Genomic DNA, 16456 nt, shown 5'->3' with positions numbered 1-16456 from the left:
AATAAGAATAGGGTAAGGAATACTTAATAGCAGCAAAGAAGGGAGAGTGCCCTCATGAAAGCTTCCTCATTTTTCCTCGGACTCGCAGTCGGCGCCGTCGGGAGCGCAGCCGCAGTTTTATTATCGGCTCCCCAGTCGGGCAAGGAACTCCGCCTGTCGGTGAAAAGCACGTCCGATGACATGAAATTGAAAATGGAAGATGTCAAAGAAAAAGCAAGTGAACTGAAGGACTCCGTCAAACATCTCGCGGACGAGGCAAAAGCCCGATTCCCTGAGATGAAAGACGGGCTGATGGACTCGATCGACGAGTGGAACCGCGGGACCGAAACGAACCGTGACCGGATCCAGAAGCGGATCGAGCAGATTCAGACCTCCATCTCGGAGCTCGAATCCGCAGTGGCCGCCACACAGAAAAAATAAACCAAACCGTCCTCCGGCATTCCGGCGGACGGTTTTCATTCTTTTTGGAGCATGTTATCTTTGGTCCCAGACAGGAAAATCATGCTTGGGGCGTATCCCGTTGGAAATGTGCAAATGGACCTTCTTTCTTTCAAACTTTATTGATATAATACCTATAAACTATCCGAACATTGAGAAAGAAGGTGAGGAATTGGCAGAACAACCTTACACGTTGAAAGAAGCCATGATTTACAGTCAGAGGATCGCCCAGCTGTCGAAAGCCCTCTGGAAAGCCGTAGAAAAGGACTGGCAGCAATGGATCAAGCCGTACGGCCTGAATATCAATGAGCATCATATCCTCTGGATTGCCTGCCATCTAGAAGGCGCGACGATTTCGGAAGTCGCAAAATTTGGGGTCATGCACGTCTCGACCGCCTTTAATTTTTCGAAAAAACTGGAGGAACGCGGCTATCTGTCTTTCTCGAAACGCGAGGACGACAAGAGGAGTACATATGTCGAGGTCACGCCTGAAGGTGAAGCCCTCCTCCTTCAGATTAATGAACATTATTATGATACAGAGCATACTTTTTTGGAAGGATCCCTTCCCATCAAAAAGCTTTACGGCCGATTCCCGGAATTCATCGAGCTGATGGCGGTGATCCGGAATATTTACGGTGAAGATTTTATGGAAATTTTTGAAAAGGGTTTCAAGAACATGGAGGGCATGTTCGAAGAAACAGACGGCAAATTGTGCCCGAAAAATCCGGCAGAGCCCTGTGACAGCCGGATTGAAGAAGTTCTATAACTTTTTCTCGTTTTATGGTTGATTTTTTCTTGAAATCGCAGTACGGTATGTATCGTCCTAAACGGCCAACACAAAGGAGATGCGACCTGATGCACTGCTGGAAAACCATCAATGTGAAGAAACACTACGGCCTGAGCAGGCTCTTTCTCCTCTCGTCAATTCTCATGGTGGCGGTATTTATCATTTCATACATCAGCTTCAACCTCATCCATGACGGGGATATGACCGACTCGCTGTTCGTGTTTTTCCTGGTGATGGTCTTTCTGCTGTACCCCGTTCACAAGGCTGTCCACTATGCAGTGCTCTGGCGGTACCGGAATCGCATTACCCTGTCGATGAACAGGGACTGGCCGATCTTCCCGGTCATCCAGCTGCGCGTCCGGGAACCGATTCCGAAACACCGTTTTGCGGTTTCACTCATCATGCCGTTTCTGACGCTCAATCCGATCTTTATCGCAGGCGGTGCCCTATTCCCCGCATTCACGCATTATTTCGCCGCCCTGCTCGCTTATCATTGCGGGATGTGCCTGATCGACCTCGTCTACGTCAAAAACCTGTCCCGTTCCCCAAAGGCCTGCTATATCGAAGAAACCGACAGCGGCTATGAAATTCTCGTCCCGTTTGCAGATTGAGGTTTTCATTTGAACGTCCTTCTGTTATGCTAAGACAATAGTCAGAAGGGGGGAAACCGGGATGATCATTCTTGTCACAATCCTGTTTTCGATCTTTTACTTGTTCCAGATCAACAAGATGACCTATGCTCTTTGCGAGTCCAGGGAGATTCCGGAGGAAAAGCAGCCGAAGATCTACCGGACCGTTAATATTCTGATCACGATCCTCATTGTCTCGTTTTTTGTCGAGATCATGACTGCCGTCTCTTAATGTGACGACCTCGGTTCAATAAAGTACGGGTTGCCGTTCTGCGGGTTCCCGATACGAATAAAAAAACGTCCATCCGCCCATTTCCGGGCGGATGGACGTTTTTGATGGCCGTGCATTGCCGCGGGCCGGCATCAGCAGCGGCTCATCATCAGTTCCGATCAGTATACGTAGGCTGCACCGACGATGATCAGCAAGATGAAAAGGACGACGATCAGGGCGAAGCCGCCGCCGTAGTTGTATCCTCCGCTCATTTGATCACCTCCTCTCTCCTGCTATCGTATGCAGGGAGAGGCTGGGCCTGTGGGCGGGAGACGGGAACCTTTTTGTAGAATTGACGTTTATATGGTATATTAAATGCTGTTGTACACCACAGTTAGGGGAGAAGAGAATGAAGAAATCAATCTGGGCTGCCACCATCGCAGCATCCGTCCTTTCGCTTTCCGCCTGCAGCAACAACGCCGGCGAAGAGGCGATCGTTACATCGAAGGCCGGAGACATTACGCAGCAAGAGTTTTACAATGAAATGAAGAGCTCCGTAGGCGAACAGGCGCTCAGCCTGATGGTCATTCAAAAAGTCCTTGAAGATAACTACGATGTCGATAAGAAAGAAATCGATAAAGAATTCAAGAAGTCCAAGGAAGAAATGGGCGACAGCTTCGATGCCTTCCTTGCACAGAACGGCTATAACGAGGACAGCTACAAAGATATGATGTATCTGAACAAGCTTCAGCAGGCTGCCCTCACGGACGGTGTCAAAGTATCGGACAAAGAGATCGATACATACATCGATCGGGCCAAGACTGAAATCCACGCTCAGCACGTACTCGTGGCCGACGAAAAAACTGCCCAAGAAGTGAAGAAAAAGCTTGAAGACGGCGCTGATTTCGCAGAAGTTGCGAAAGAATACTCCACAGAGGAAGCCGCACAGCAAACCGGCGGAGACCTCGGCTGGTTCGGACCGGACAAAATGGTCCAGGAATTCACTGACGCTGCTTATTCCCTTGAACCAAAGAAAATCAGCGACCCGGTCAAATCTGACTTTGGCTACCACATCATCCAGGTGCTGGAGAAGCGTGACGCCGAAGAAAATCCGGCAGAAGGCAAAGACCGCAAAGAGATCAAGGAAGAGCTTCTCATGAAGAAAGCCGACCAGGACAAACTCATGGACAAGATCTCCCAGCTTCTCATCGATGCGGACGTGAAGATCAAGGATGACGACCTTAAAAACGCCCTTGACCAGTTCTACGGCCCTGCGAAAGACTCGAAAAAATAATCCATCCACGAGGCACCTTCCAAGGTGCCTCGTTTTTGTATGGACTCCTGTGCGGGCCGCCCGTTTTCCCGGTCACGGGCCGGACGGAGAACTGAGGGAAAAAGACTTCCTTATAGTTAACGCAAGAATCGATCAAGTTGCCGCTCGCTGCTTGTTTGGATCAAAAAAGCTGAGCGGCATGCCCGCAGGCAATCCGTTCAGCTTCTTTTTCTTATTGCCCTCACTCGATCCCGGGTTTGTAAAATTGGCGGTTGTCGAGCGGAAAGAGCCGTTCCGTGAATTCTCCCGGGGCCGTTTTGGACAGCGCCCGGTCGAGCATGTTCATCTTGGCGTCAATGTTGTCGATGTAATGGAGGATTTCGGCTTCCTTCAGCATCGGCTTCTTCGGGCTGCCCCATTCTTCCTTCCCGTGGTGGGAAAGGACCATATGCTGAAGAAGCATCACCTCTTCCCCCTGGATGCCGAGTTCCGAAGCGGCCATGGCGATTTCGTTCACCATGATGGAGATATGCCCGAGAAGGTTGCCCTCGACCGTGTAGACCGTTCCAACCGGTCCCGAGAGTTCGAGGACCTTCCCGACGTCATGCAGGATGATCCCGGAATACAGGAGGTCCTTGTTCAGGCTCGGATACAGCGAAGCAATGGCCTTTCCGAGCTTCAGCATCGAGACGACATGGTCGATCAGGCCCGACACGTAGTCATGGTGGTTCTTCGTCGCAGCCGGATAGACGAGGAACGCTTCCCGGTGTTTCTTCAGAAGGTGCCGGGTGATCCGCTGGATGTTCGGATTTGCAATCTCAAAAATGAACGGGGACAGTTCTTCATAGAGTTCATCCTTGCTTTTTTTCGCACTTGGGACGAGGTCCGATATCTGGACCGGCTCATCCGCCTTGGCCGGGCGGATGCTCTTGATCCGGAGCTGCGTGCGTCCCCGGTAATCCTGGATCTCCCCTCCGACCCGCACGATCGATGCCGGTTGGTAGATCTGTTCCTGCTCTTCTTTCGCATCCCAAAGCTTCGCCTCGATGTCCCCCGTCTTGTCTTGAAGGATGAGCGTCATAAACGGACTGCCCTGGTTGGTCGTCCCCTTCGTTGCCTGCTTGATGAGCAGGAAGGTCTCCACCCGGTCTCCCGGCTTGCAAGTTCCGATTCCCTTCATCTTGTCAACACATCCTTTCCGCTCCCCGCACCTGCGACGTCAATGATTGCTGCATCTTTGAACGCCGTCTTCATGTCGTGGCAGGTAAAGTAGAGGAACTGACGATCTGTCTTCCATTCTTCCATCAATTCTATCATATGACCGAGCCGTTCCTTGTCAAAGTGGACGAACGGGTCGTCCATGATGACCGGAAACGGGGCCTTCTCCCCGAGGGACATCGCCAATGCGAAGCGGAGTGCAATGTACGCCTGTTCCTTTGTCGCCTGGCTCAGTTCGTGGATGCCGAAACGGAGGCCGTTCCGGCTCTCGGCTTCAAACCGGCCGTCCGGTGTCAGGACGAGTGCAGACTGTGCCCCGCCCGTGAGCCTGCTGAACAAGCGGCTGGCCTGCCTGATGGCATCCGGCAGCTTTTCCTCCTTCATGCGGCCGACGGTACGGGCAACCGCCGATGCCGCCGCTTTCCTGGCCGCCCACTCGCGGGCCAGCCGCCGGAATTCGGCTTTCTTCATTTCAAACGTCTGCAACCGTTCATCATATGCTCGGTCGGTCAGGAGATGCGCCATGCGTGCCTCGAGATCGGCACGTTCCCCGAGCAGCCGGTCGCGTTCTTCTGCAAGCCCCGCAAGGCTTTTCTGACAGCGAACCAGCCTTGACCCGAGTTCCTCATCAGACAAGATCCCGTCAAATTCCGGTCGGCCGATCAAATCGAGCTGTTGTCCGATTGTCCGGAGTTCTTCCCCGAGTGCCGCTTTCCGGGATGCCTGATCGGCCGCTTCGTAAAATGCCGCTTCATCGTCCGCTACCGCCTCCCGGAACAGGCGGAATACCTCCTCCGAAAGTCGTCGGCGGCGATTTTCCTGTTCATCCAACTCTTCCAGGAGCCGTTTCCGTTCTTCCTGCATCCGATTGCGGTCCGCCCTCTCGGCTGCCAGGCCATCGGCAAGATCTTTCAGACGTCCGAACAGCATGTCATCTGATTCCCGGTTACCGAGAAGCCCGTGGGCCCTGCTGCGGATTTCATCGATTTGTTGACGGGCCTTGTCGAGCCGGCGCCGGTCGGCTTCCTGCCTCCGGAACGTCTCCTGGGTTTCACGGACAAGCCGGAAGAGCTCTGGAACGAGCGCCGGAGAGGGAAGCCCCCGGACGCCATAGCTCCCGACAAAATGAATCAGGTCCCTTTCAGCGGACACACAGTCGTTCTCGGTACTTTCGAGCTCTTTCCTGAGACCCTCTGCTTCCCCGCGCAGCCGTTCTTCCGCTTCCGCCAGCCGGTCGAGTTCGGCGAAATGATGCCTCACCCGGTCGGCTATCCGCTCCATTTCCTCTTCGCGGCCGCCGAACTCGGCAACCAGCTTCTCCTCTGCCGCACTGAGCCCTTCTGTCCCCCTCTTGCCCTTGAACAGGAACGCAGCACCGGCTACGGCCAGTCCAGCCGGAAGCAGCAGCCACTGCCTCGTGATCACTGCGAGGAGAACGAGCAGCGCACCAAGCGCGGCCAGCAGTTGAACCGGCGCTTTTCCGGATTGTTCCGCGTTTCTTTTGGCATCGGCCTCTGCCAGCCTTCGCCGGATTTGCGGCCACCGGGCGGCATGATCCACTTCCCGGTCGTCCGGACCGCTTTGCCCGAGACGGTCCATCTGAAGCGCAATCCGCTTTCCTTCCTCTTCTTTGTCGGCAATTCGCCCGGCAAGGATGCGGCGCTTCTCCGTCACCGCCGCATGCCTGGCCGTGAGCCGGTGAAGCTCCTCTTCCTTCTGCAGGGAAGTGTCCGCAGATCTGAGGTTCAGGACAGCTGTCCCTTCAAGCCCGAGCCGGCTGATAAGTCCGGCCTTCTCTTCTTCCGATTCAGCAAGCGATTCTTCCAGGCGGCGGGCTTCCGACCTTGCTTCATGCCAGGCAGGCTCTTCCGACAGAGCGGCCGTCACTTCGGCCAGGAGGGCTCCGTCCGTTGCCTCCGGCATGGCTGTGTCCAGCTTTCCGACCCTTGCCCGGACGGACGCAATCGCTGCATTTGCAGCGAGCTCACGTTCTTTCACTGACTCATACCGCCTGACTCCGTCTGCCGGGAACGGAGCATCACCGAGCTGCGCCAGTTCTTCTTCTATCAATCGCCGCCTGGATTCGAGCGGCAATGCCTGGCGGGCAACTTCCAGTGTTCGCCTTTGTCGTTCATGTTCCATCATTTCCCGGGAAATTTCGTCAAGCCGTCGTCCGGCTTCTGCAGAACGTTCCCGCATCGGCGCATAGCCATCGGCCTTTTTTCTATGGTCCGCGAGTTCTTCTTCCATTTTCCGCAATTCTGAAATCATCGCATTCATCTCAGGCAGACGTCCGGATTTCTTGAACAGGCCGTCCGTCTCTCTTTGCATCCGGCTTTCGAATGCCGCAAGATCGTCGGCTCCCGTCGTACCGGAAGCGATGAGCGCACGGCCGAGCTCCTCTTCATTCATCTTGCCGATTTCCTGCAATTGCAGGAGCGAGAAGGAAAAGATCGACTCAAACGATTGCCGGTCATGCCCTCTCAATAACAGGGCGAGTATTTCTTCCCCGCCTGTCCGGCCATCCGGGAAACGGACCGTCACTTCGCCGGCGGATCGTCCGGCCACCCGTTCTATCACACACGGCCCGTATTGGGGATCCGTGACATGCAGCTGGCCGCCGTAAGCACCGCCGGCCTTCGGTTCATACCGGAGAAGATTCGCATTGCGTGCCGGGAACCCGAACAGCGTATGGAGGATAAACTGCCGCATCGTTGTTTTCCCGGCTTCATTTCCGCCGTATAGCACGTTGATGCCCCGGTCAAGGCAGACTGTGATGTCCGAGTGCTTGCCGAAGCCGTAGATGACAAGTTTATTGATCTGCATCATCAGGTTGTCCCTCCATTGCCGATCCCGGAAGCAAGCATCCGCTCTGCCTCCGCCTTCACTTCTTCGATGAAACCGGCATCCATCGTCTCCACATACCGATAGGCCTGGCGATGGCCGTACAGGCCGCTGAGCAGGGCCCGCCACTCCGCTGCATCCCATCCGTCCAATTCCTCAAGCACATCCCGGTAAAGTCCCGCCGGCGCAGCCGCCGGATTTTCATGCCGGAAAGACAGGCGGTGGAGCCCGATGTCCGGAAACCTGTCGGCCGCCGCTTCTCTCAGGAATGCCAGCCACTCGGACTCGGGTGCGTCCGCAAACAACCGCTCTTCTTCCGGACCAATCCCCGTAACCGCCACATCGGCGATCCCCGGACCGTGTTCGGATTGGAAATGGCCGATTCCCTCCAGGCAGCGGGCAATCCACTCGTCCGCATGCCGGTTTCCGCTGCAATCGACCTCCACCCTGCCGAAAATCAACGCGGATGACCGGACAAATTTCAGCACCGGCCTTCCTTCTCCGATTGTCACTTCATAGAAGCCTTTGGGACCGGTTTCGTTGCGGTGCAGACCTTGGATATTCCCCGAATACACGACCGGCGGATCCTCGCTCAGCAGGCCCCGCTTGTGGATGTGCCCAAGCGCCCAGTAATCGTAGCCTTTCGCAAGGAGTTCGCCCAACGTGAACGGCGCATAGACGTCATGCGCCTCGTCTCCCCGGACGCTTCCGTGAAGCATGCCGATATGGACGGAGCCGTCGGCAGAAGCATCCGGATATTCCCCGATCATCGGCTCCCTTACATGCCTCTCGGGATAGCTGAATCCGTGGATCTTCACTGTCCGGCCCCCGACGTCCAGCGAAAAGGCGGATACATGAGGTCCGAATATCCGGACATTGTCCGGCAGTGAAAAACGGACCCATGTTCCGGCGAGATGGTCGTGGTTGCCGTGGGACACGAACACCGGGATGCCGGCGGATGAAAGTTCCTGCATCCCCTTCCTGAACACCTCCTGCGCCTTCAGGCTGCGGTCTTCGCCGTCATACACGTCGCCCGCGATGAGCAGGAAATCGGGACGGGTCTCGACCGCATGGCGGACCAGTGTGCGGAATGCGTTGAATGTGCTCTCACGGACGGTCTCGAGCACCTCCGGCGAAAGACCGGCGAATCCCTTGAACGGACTTCCCAGATGCAGGTCGGCCGCATGGATGAAACGGATTGTCATCGGGACACCTCCAATAACCGAATGTTTGTTCTTATTCTATCATATTTGGCCGAAAAGTGGGAGAGTCGGCTGAATTGAGTCTGCAAGTAATCTGTCCTTCCATCCCGAAAAGCTTGAGTGCGTCGCAATGTCGGTGGAGCCGTCGCATTGGACCGCGGGTCAGTCACGAACACCCGGAAGTGCGCCGATGGCCTGTTCAGGAACTTCTCTATAATAAGAAGACAACAAAAAAGACACCGGAACGAACAGCTGCCGATGCCTGTATGCTTCACTTTTCCTCTTATTCCTTCCCGAGCTGAACGGCTTTCTTCAGATCCTTCAGCGAGCGGGACGGGCCGTACATGAGGACGCCGCCTTTGTAGACGCGTGCGCCGAACCAGCCGAGGACGGCGATGGTCAAGATCATGATCACAATCGACAGGATCGGTTCCCACAACGGCAGATCGAGCATGCCGACACGGAGGAACATGACAAGCGGTGCAAAGAACGGGAAGTAGGAAGTCCACTTCACGTACGCGGCATCCGGCGTGCCGAGACCGGTGACGGCAATGATGAACGCAATCACGATGAGCATCGTCATCGGCATGATCAGCGACTGGACATCTTCCGTCCGGCTGACAAGCGATCCGAGCAGTGCGGCGAGCACCGCATAGAGGAAGTAGCCGAGCAGGAAGAAGACAACTGCGTACACGATCGTCATGACGTTGATGTCAGAGAAGCCGAAGAACGAGAATGCCCCTTCGGACAGTTCGGACATCGCGGACGATGTTTTGAGCGCAATGTAGCCGAACACACCGAACAAGGCCATCTGCAGCAGTCCGAGCGAGCCGATGCCGAGCACTTTCGCGAACATGTGCTTCACCGGTGAAACACTCGAGATGAGGATTTCCATGACGCGGGACGACTTCTCCGTGGCCACTTCCGTCGCGATCATGCTCGAATACATAATGACTGCAAAGTAGATGAGGAACATGAGCACATATACGAGGCCGCGTGCCTGATTCAGTTCCTCTTCTGTTTTTCCGGAATCAGACAGCGTCGTCTGGCTGAATGCGACCGGTTCGAACAGGGCCCCTGCCTCAGCCGGTGACAGATTGAGGCTTTCCGCGCGCATCTCTGTCTGGATCGACTGGAGCGCCTCCTGCACCATCATCGGAAAGCCGAAGTCCATGGAGTCTTCCGTCACGTATTCCGCATCAATCGTCCCCCCGCCTGATGCAAGAACGAGATAGGCATCGATGTCCCCTTCCTTCACCTGGTCGTCAAGAACGTTCCGCGGCTCATCCGACACTTCGGGAACTGTCTCCTCGCCCATTGCCTTCAGCTGATCGGCAAGCCGCTGGACGACGGCGCCGTCTTCCGTGATGACCGGAAGCGTGTCGCCCGCCGAGTCCTCCCCGCCGAACTTGTCGATGATCGTCGTGATATTCGCCAGCAGGAAAATCCCTGCGATGACGATCGCGGTCGTGATAATGAACGATTTCGTCCGCGCCTTCGTGGCAAACGCCTGCTTGAAAATGATCCAGAATTCACGCATGTTCCGCACCCACTTTCGCAATGAAGATGTCCTGGAGCGAAGGCTCCTCGATGCTGAAGTGGCGGACCGGACCGGACTTCAGCGCTTCCTGCAGCAGCCGGTCGGCCGTCTCGTCATCCGCCACCTGGAAAACCGCCCCGTCCAGCGCATAGGACGAATTCCGCACCCCGCTGACCGCCTGCAGGCCGGTGATGTCGTAATCCGAGCGGATCCGGACGTTCTGCCGTCCGAACGACCGCTTCACTTCACGGAGCGATCCCTTCACGACCTGCTTGCCGTGGTCGATGATGCTCAGCTGCTCGCAGAGCTCTTCCACATGGTCCATCCGGTGACTGGAGAAGACGATCGTCGCGCCGGCATCACGGAACTCCTTGACCGCCCCTTTCAGCATTTCTACGTTCACCGGGTCAAGACCGGAGAACGGCTCGTCGAGGATCAGCAGCTCGGGATTGTGCATGAGGGAGGCGATCACCTGGATCTTCTGCTGGTTCCCCTTGGACAGCTCCTCCACTTTCTTGCTTTGGTACTGCGGAACTTCAAATCTTTCGAGCCACTTCCGGATTGCCGCCTTTGCATCATTTTTCTTCATTCCGCGGAGCTCACCGAGGAAGCTGAGCTGATCCTCGACCTTCATCTTCGGGTAAAGCCCCCGCTCCTCCGGCAGATAGCCGATTTCATGGGAAGTGCTGTACGTGATCGGCTTCCCCTTCCAGCGGATCGTGCCGCCGGTCGGTGTGAGAAGCCCGAGGATCATGCGGAAAGTGGTTGTCTTCCCTGCGCCGTTTGCGCCGAGGAACCCGTACATCGTCCCTTCCCCGACCGTGAGGGACAGATCATCCACCGCAGTGAAATCCCCGAATCTTTTTGTGACATGTTCCAGTTGTAAAGTCATCATCTCGCCCCTTTCCGTAATCCTTGTACGGTTTCTGAAGGTTAAAAGTTTCGGATCAATTTTTCCGGGCGGCAACCACTGCCCCGATCAGATACGAAAGCATATGCAGCAGATAAACGGTCATGAGGACGAAGAACGCCGTGCCCGGCGGCTCCATGAACATGACGATTCCCCAGGCCACGAGGATGACGATGGTCGTCACCGCCCAAGAGAATGACCGGGCCGACTCATGGATCTTCTTGTACCGCTCGTCAAAACGACGCTCCTTCTTTCCTTTCCTCCAGACCAAAAAGCAGACAATCCCCGCCACCGCCATGCCGAGCGGCAGCCCGGCCAAAAATGAACTCATCTCAAAGCTTTCGTACATCGTCAGTCCTCCTCGGGGTCAAATAAATCTTCTATTCGGCAACCGAATACCGCAGCCAGTTTGAATGCAAGCTCGAGCGACGGATTGTAACGCCCCTTCTCGAGCGAAATGACCGTCTGCCTGGAAACGCCGAGCGCCTCGGCCAGGGCATCCTGCGTCATTCCGTGCTCGGCCCGGTTTTCCTTGATCTGATTTTTCATGGGTACCTCCTACATCCTTTTTGTCAGCACCATCATCGTGATCAGATTGGTGATCCCGAGGACGAAAAGGGTGATCAGTGCCGTTTCGATCCCGCCCAGACGCATACCGCCTACCATCTGAAAAACGATCAGCAGCAGGAGAAAGCCCATAAGCACCATCGCGCTGATGGACAGCGACCGTTCCCGGATCCTGCTCCACCTTTCATCCTCCCCCTCACTGTGAAGCAGAAAATAGCGGTTTGATAAAAATGCCACTCCGATCAGAAATGGAGGCAATGCGGTTGTCCAGGAAAATTCACCCGGTCCGAACAACCTTGCAATCCCCCATATGAAGACGAGACCCGCCAAAATACCGAGCAGATTCCTCTGAAAAGCCGTGCTTCTCTTCATGATGTTTCTTCCATCCCCTTCTTCAGTAAAGCTACCTTTACGTAAAGCATACTTTACTCTCGTTAAAGACGTCAAGCCTCCTTTACATACCTTTTATATAATTTTTTCAATAAATCTTTTATAATGATAGAAAGGAAAGGGGGCGATGGGGAGATGAAGACATACAAGCTGACTGCCTACAAGCCGGACGGGGAACTGATCATCGAGGAATCGTTTGGCGCGGAAAACGATGAGGCAGCGAAGGAAAAAGGACGTGTGCTGATCGACGAAAAGGGGCTCGCCGACAAGACGCACCGGCTCGCTTCCCCGATGGGCAAATTGCTGCTGTTCCACTCCTGAACACATAAAAACCCGCCAGACCGGATTTCCGGCATGGCGGGTTTTCTGGTTCATTCCCCTTTAAAAATCGGTTTGCGTTTTTCGATAAAGGCGGTGATCCCTTCCAGATGATCGGCGGTCTGCCGCATCGCCTGCTGGGCGTCGCTTTCGAGCCGGAGAATCTGGCGGAGCTCCTCCAGCTTCGCGGTGTGGAGAATGCCCTTTGAGGCAATCATCGCCGCAATCGGCGTCTGCAGCAACTGCCCGGCCATCGATCCGGCATGTTTGGCAGCTTTGCCGTCCGGCACGATTTCATCGATGAGGCCGAGCGCCTTCGCCTTCTCGGCCTGCATGACTTCACCCGTCCAGATGAGCTGTTTCGCCTTCGGCACCCCGATCCGCTCCTTCAGGAAGAAGTGACCGGCCCCGTCCGGCACGAGTCCGATGCCGATGAAGTTCATTGCCAGCTTCGACGACTCCTCTGCAAGGATGACATCACATGCCAGCGCCATGCTGAAGCCGAGACCGGCCGACGCCCCGCTGATCGCGGCAATCGTAATCTGCGGCAGCGTGTAGAGCGCCTCGGCCAGCCGGGACACATCCGCCATCACATTGCGGATGTCCATCGGGTTGTCCGGGTCGGTCATCTGCTTGATGTCGCCCCCGGCGGAAAATGCCCGGCCCCCGCCGCGGATGATGACAAGCTGGACTTCCCGGTCGTCCTTCAATTCCTCGAACGCCTCCGCCAATTCCTTCATCATCACATCGTTCATCGCATTCATCGCATTCGGCCGGTTCAGCACGACCGACGCCATGCGCCCTTCCCGCTCCAGCCTGATTGTTTCATATGCCATAAAAAAAGACACCTCTCTCCATAAAAGTGAATGTTGATTCACCTTTAAGATTTCGGTGTCGATTAATGGATACCCTTTATTTTGTCAGAAATCGTATGCCTCGCCGTCAGCAGGAACGAACACATTGTTCTGCATCCCGTGGTCTAGAATATACTCCTTCAATTCTTCCCGTGATAGTGTCCAGTGATTGACTGCTTCCATATGTGCAGCAATGATTTTTGCATCCGGTGCTGCTTTGTACACTTCGTGGACATCTTCTTTGCCCATTATGAGAGAGCCTCCTGTGTTGAATTGGTTATCTCCTGCGTTAATGACGATGACGTCCGGTTTATATTTGATGATTGTTTTCTCCACTTCGTGATACCAGACGGTGTCTCCCGCAACATAGAGCGTCTTTTCACTTGGATGGGTGAAAACAATTCCGCACACATCACCGGCAATGTTGAGAATTTCTCCTCGGCCATGCTCGCCTTTTGTCTTGGCAAGACAGATTCCGTTGATTTCAGTGTCTTCCGTCAACACTGTCACCTGTGTAAATCCGCCTTTTCTAACTTCTTCAGCATCGGCGTCATTCTGAACGAACATTGGGATATTCTTGGGCAGGACTTCGATCGCTTTCTCATCATAATGGTCCAGGTGCAGGTGAGTGACGATTACTGCATCTGCATCTGTCAGTTGATCGATTGCAACCGGAAGTTCCACAAGCGGGTTCTGTTCTTCCTGTCTGGCGGAATCCGGAAACGGCGGATAGGAACCTTTTTCAGCCAGAAATGGATCGACCAAGAACTTCGTACCAGCATAATTGATGTTGAGTGTTGCGTTTCGAATCAGCTGGATGTGCATATTTTCATCTCCTTTAGTATGCTTTCTATAATACTTTAATGGATTGTTGTGCGCCTCGTACACAGAACCATTCAAGCTTTTCCGCCGTTTGACTTGATTATTCAAAGGAGATGGATGAAGCCATGTTCGACCGCACAGACCGCCTCATCATTGAGGAGCTGTTCAAGAACAGCAGGATTACGATGAAAGAACTAGGCCGGAAAGTTCACTTGACCGGACAGGCGGTCGCCGACCGGGTCGCAAAACTCGAGGACCGGGGAGTCATCGAAAGTTATACAATCAAAGTCAACCAGGAGCTGCTCGGCTATCCGGTGCATGTCTTGCTGACCATCCAAATGACCGGCGGCAACCATCGGCCGTATTTATCTTTCTTGGAACAGCAGCAAGAGTACGTTCTCCACAATTACAAAGTGAGCGGGCACGGCTGCTACCAGCTCGAGTGCCGCTTCCCGTCAAATGAGGAGCTGGATCAGTTTTTGACCGCACTAGGTCGTCACGCCAATTATGCACTATCCATTGTAATCAAAAGTTAAGCCGGCTGACATTCGAACATCACGGGCTACTGTTGCTTAACATTCGACAAAAAAGCAGGAAGGGAGAGAGTCGCTCTTCTCCTTCCTGCTTTTTATTAAGTCAATTTCATTTCGCCGGTACCGGCTCCCCGAACAGCCCGTCCAGCATCTCGATCTTCTTGTCGATCGACTCGGAGTAGCTGAGGATGTAGGCGGCGGGGTCTTTCGGATTGTGGAACTGGGTGATCCGGCCGGTCTGCGGGTGGACGAACTTGCTGGAAGCGCCGCAGCCGAGTCCGATGATCGTCTGGACTTCTTCCATGATGACGATGTTGTAGATGCTTTCCTCGCCCGGCTTGGAGTAGCCGACATTCTCGAGGTTGCCGAGAATGTTCTTCTGCCGGTACAGGTAGTACGGCACATAGCCGTTCCCGGCGGTCCAGTCTTCGGCCATGTTCATCATCTTCACGACGGTTCCGCGGTCGGCGACTTTGTATTTCTTTTTGTTGCGGGTCATTTCGGATGCCCGCTTGAACGACAGCGTATGGACAGTGAGCGACTCCGGCTGGAGCTTTTCCGTCTCGGCGAGCGAGTGGGCGAATTCTTCGGTGCCTTCATTCGGCAGGCCGATGATGAGGTCCATGTTGATGTTGTTCATGCCCATATCGCGGGACAGGTGGAACTTGTCGATCGTCTCCTGCACGGTATGGAACCGGCCGATCGCCTTCAGTGTCTCATCGGTGTAGGACTGGGGGTTCACGCTGATCCGGTCGATGTCCCATTTTTTGAGGACGTTGATCTTCTCAGGCGTGATCGTGTCCGGACGGCCGGCCTCCACCGTGATTTCCCGGACTTCCCGGATATCCGGGAAGAAGGCGAACAGCTTCTCGTACAGGGCATCCATTTCATGGGCCTCGATCGACGTCGGTGTGCCGCCGCCGAAGTATACGCTCGTCACCTTGACGCCCCGCTCTTTCAGCCAGGCACCGATTTCCTCGATCTCCACATGCAGTCCGTCAAGGAATGACTGAACCCGGTTGCCGCGGCGGGGAATGGCGTACGCCGGAAATGTGCAATAAGCGCACTTCGTCGGACAGAACGGAATGCCGATGTACACGCTCACTTCTTCCCCGATCCGGTCGAGGTCTGGGATCATCTTCAGCTGTCGGTCGACGATCCGCTTCATGAGTTCGATCTTTTCCGGAGAAATCCGGTACTCGGTCACGAGCCGCTCCGAAATCTCGTCATGGCTGAGCCCTTCCCTGCGCATCTTATGATACAGCTTCGTCGGCCGCATGCCGGTGAGGATGCCCCATGGCTGGATGATCCCTGTCGACTGTTCGAGCACATCGAGGAACACATGCGACAGCACCCGCTTCAGCTGCCTCTTCCCGTCCTTCGGGTCCCCGCTGTGGACGGCTTCCTCGCGGTAATCCGAGCTGAATGTGTCCGCCCCGTCCCGGAGGTCCGCGCGGCCCCGAAGCGTTCCGGCATCTTCTTCCCATGCAAATGAAACACGGACGGCCGATTCGTCCGATGCCGAACCGCCTAGCGTCATCTCCGTCTCTTCAAAAAACAGGTTGGCAATGTTCTGGAACATCCGGACCCAGTCCTGTTCGAACTGCTGCTCTATATCAATCGGTTTCATGACGATCTCCTTGCTTGTTGTGGAATGAAAATTCTCCACCCATTATAGCAGATGACCGTACGCGCGGTCCCCTTTCCGTCAGCCGAGAATGACAACCGCCGGAATGCTGAGGATAAGTCCCGTCCGGACTATCACGGACCAGTGCTTTTGGCCCTGAACCAATCAACCATGAATCCACCGCGGGCTGTGTGTGCTCACTCGTGCCTTGTATGAAACCGCTCGCGCACCGTTTGCGCCTACTGGCGCTTCATGCGTTGCCACTCAACTAGCAAAAAAAACCGGCCGCAGCC

At 55.0% G+C, this 16456-nt stretch carries 19 protein-coding genes; 7 read left to right on the top strand and 12 right to left on the bottom strand.

The genetic code is table 11. The features are described from left to right. The first annotated feature begins 54 nt into the window (after positions 1-54). From B0B07_RS12500 to B0B07_RS12485, 4 genes are all read left to right on the top strand, one after another. Positions 55-420: a YtxH domain-containing protein gene (locus B0B07_RS12500; RefSeq protein ID WP_076759390.1), complete on the top strand. Its 366-nt coding sequence runs from the start codon at positions 55-57 to the stop codon at positions 418-420. 190 nt (positions 421-610) lie between these two features. Next, entirely contained in the window at positions 611-1204 is a 594-nt protein-coding gene (locus B0B07_RS12495; RefSeq protein WP_076759388.1) for an HTH-type transcriptional regulator Hpr, read from the top strand. A gap of 89 nt (positions 1205-1293) precedes the next feature. Further along, a complete protein-coding gene (locus B0B07_RS12490) occupies positions 1294-1836 on the top strand; it encodes a DUF3267 domain-containing protein (protein ID WP_076759386.1) in 543 nt (180 codons plus the stop codon). Between the two features lie 61 nt (positions 1837-1897). Next, positions 1898-2086, top strand: a complete 189-nt coding sequence (locus tag B0B07_RS12485; protein ID WP_076759384.1) for a hypothetical protein — start codon at positions 1898-1900, stop codon at positions 2084-2086. A gap of 158 nt (positions 2087-2244) precedes the next feature. Here the strand turns inward: B0B07_RS12485 and B0B07_RS12480 are convergent, their stop codons facing one another. Beyond that, positions 2245-2337 carry a YjcZ family sporulation protein gene (locus tag B0B07_RS12480; protein ID WP_076759383.1) on the bottom strand — a complete coding sequence of 31 codons (93 nt, stop codon included), beginning with the start codon at positions 2335-2337 and terminating at the stop codon, positions 2245-2247. 137 nt (positions 2338-2474) lie between these two features. On the opposite strand from B0B07_RS12480, the gene B0B07_RS12475 reads away from it, so the two are divergent. Further along, complete coding sequence (locus tag B0B07_RS12475) at positions 2475-3359, top strand: peptidylprolyl isomerase (RefSeq protein WP_076759381.1); 885 nt, start codon at positions 2475-2477, stop codon at positions 3357-3359. A gap of 220 nt (positions 3360-3579) precedes the next feature. Here the strand turns inward: B0B07_RS12475 and yhaM are convergent, their stop codons facing one another. The 8 genes from yhaM to B0B07_RS12435 form a co-directional block, all read right to left on the bottom strand. Next, positions 3580-4518, bottom strand: a complete 939-nt coding sequence (gene yhaM / locus B0B07_RS12470; RefSeq protein ID WP_076759380.1) for a 3'-5' exoribonuclease YhaM — start codon at positions 4516-4518, stop codon at positions 3580-3582. Continuing rightward, positions 4515-7385, bottom strand: a complete 2871-nt coding sequence (locus B0B07_RS12465; protein WP_076759378.1) for an ATP-binding protein — start codon at positions 7383-7385, stop codon at positions 4515-4517. The genes yhaM and B0B07_RS12465 overlap by 4 nt, the downstream gene beginning before the upstream one ends. After that, the gene (locus tag B0B07_RS12460) at positions 7385-8605 is read right to left on the bottom strand and encodes a metallophosphoesterase family protein (protein ID WP_076759377.1); all 1221 of its coding nucleotides are present in this window, start codon (positions 8603-8605) and stop codon (positions 7385-7387) included. The genes B0B07_RS12465 and B0B07_RS12460 overlap by 1 nt, the downstream gene beginning before the upstream one ends. A gap of 280 nt (positions 8606-8885) precedes the next feature. Further along, positions 8886-10142 carry an ABC transporter permease gene (locus B0B07_RS12455; protein WP_076759375.1) on the bottom strand — a complete coding sequence of 419 codons (1257 nt, stop codon included), beginning with the start codon at positions 10140-10142 and terminating at the stop codon, positions 8886-8888. Then, positions 10135-11034, bottom strand: a complete 900-nt coding sequence (locus tag B0B07_RS12450) for an ABC transporter ATP-binding protein (RefSeq protein WP_076759764.1) — start codon at positions 11032-11034, stop codon at positions 10135-10137. Before B0B07_RS12450 ends, B0B07_RS12455 begins: the two co-directional genes overlap by 8 nt. Before the next feature lie 55 nt (positions 11035-11089). After that, a complete protein-coding gene (locus B0B07_RS12445; RefSeq protein ID WP_076759374.1) occupies positions 11090-11401 on the bottom strand; it encodes a DUF2178 domain-containing protein in 312 nt (103 codons plus the stop codon). A 2-nt stretch (positions 11402-11403) separates the two neighbouring features. Continuing rightward, entirely contained in the window at positions 11404-11601 is a 198-nt protein-coding gene (locus B0B07_RS12440) for a helix-turn-helix transcriptional regulator (RefSeq protein WP_076759372.1), read from the bottom strand. Between the two features lie 9 nt (positions 11602-11610). Then, positions 11611-11991 (bottom strand): hypothetical protein, encoded by a 381-nt coding sequence (locus B0B07_RS12435; RefSeq protein WP_076759370.1) that lies wholly within the window; start codon positions 11989-11991, stop codon positions 11611-11613. Positions 11992-12144: 153 nt separating this feature from the next. On the opposite strand from B0B07_RS12435, the gene B0B07_RS12430 reads away from it, so the two are divergent. Continuing rightward, a complete protein-coding gene (locus B0B07_RS12430) occupies positions 12145-12330 on the top strand; it encodes a YhzD family protein (RefSeq protein WP_076759368.1) in 186 nt (61 codons plus the stop codon). Between the two features lie 50 nt (positions 12331-12380). Here B0B07_RS12430 and B0B07_RS12425 read toward each other — a convergent pair whose 3' ends face one another. Together B0B07_RS12425 and B0B07_RS12420 are read right to left on the bottom strand one after the other, a co-directional pair. Further along, entirely contained in the window at positions 12381-13163 is a 783-nt protein-coding gene (locus B0B07_RS12425; RefSeq protein ID WP_076759367.1) for an enoyl-CoA hydratase, read from the bottom strand. An 84-nt stretch (positions 13164-13247) separates the two neighbouring features. Continuing rightward, a complete protein-coding gene (locus tag B0B07_RS12420) occupies positions 13248-14006 on the bottom strand; it encodes an MBL fold metallo-hydrolase (protein WP_076759365.1) in 759 nt (252 codons plus the stop codon). A gap of 122 nt (positions 14007-14128) precedes the next feature. On the opposite strand from B0B07_RS12420, the gene B0B07_RS12415 reads away from it, so the two are divergent. Beyond that, the gene (locus B0B07_RS12415) at positions 14129-14539 is read left to right on the top strand and encodes an Lrp/AsnC family transcriptional regulator (RefSeq protein WP_076759762.1); all 411 of its coding nucleotides are present in this window, start codon (positions 14129-14131) and stop codon (positions 14537-14539) included. 106 nt (positions 14540-14645) lie between these two features. Here the strand turns inward: B0B07_RS12415 and B0B07_RS12410 are convergent, their stop codons facing one another. Further along, positions 14646-16166: a coproporphyrinogen III oxidase gene (locus B0B07_RS12410; RefSeq protein WP_076759761.1), complete on the bottom strand. Its 1521-nt coding sequence runs from the start codon at positions 16164-16166 to the stop codon at positions 14646-14648. Positions 16167-16456 lie beyond the last annotated feature (290 nt).

It is taken from the genome of Edaphobacillus lindanitolerans (assembly GCF_900156305.1).
Classification (GTDB): domain Bacteria; phylum Bacillota; class Bacilli; order Bacillales_A; family Planococcaceae; genus Bhargavaea; species Bhargavaea lindanitolerans.
This window is presented reverse-complemented; position numbering and strand designations above follow the sequence as displayed.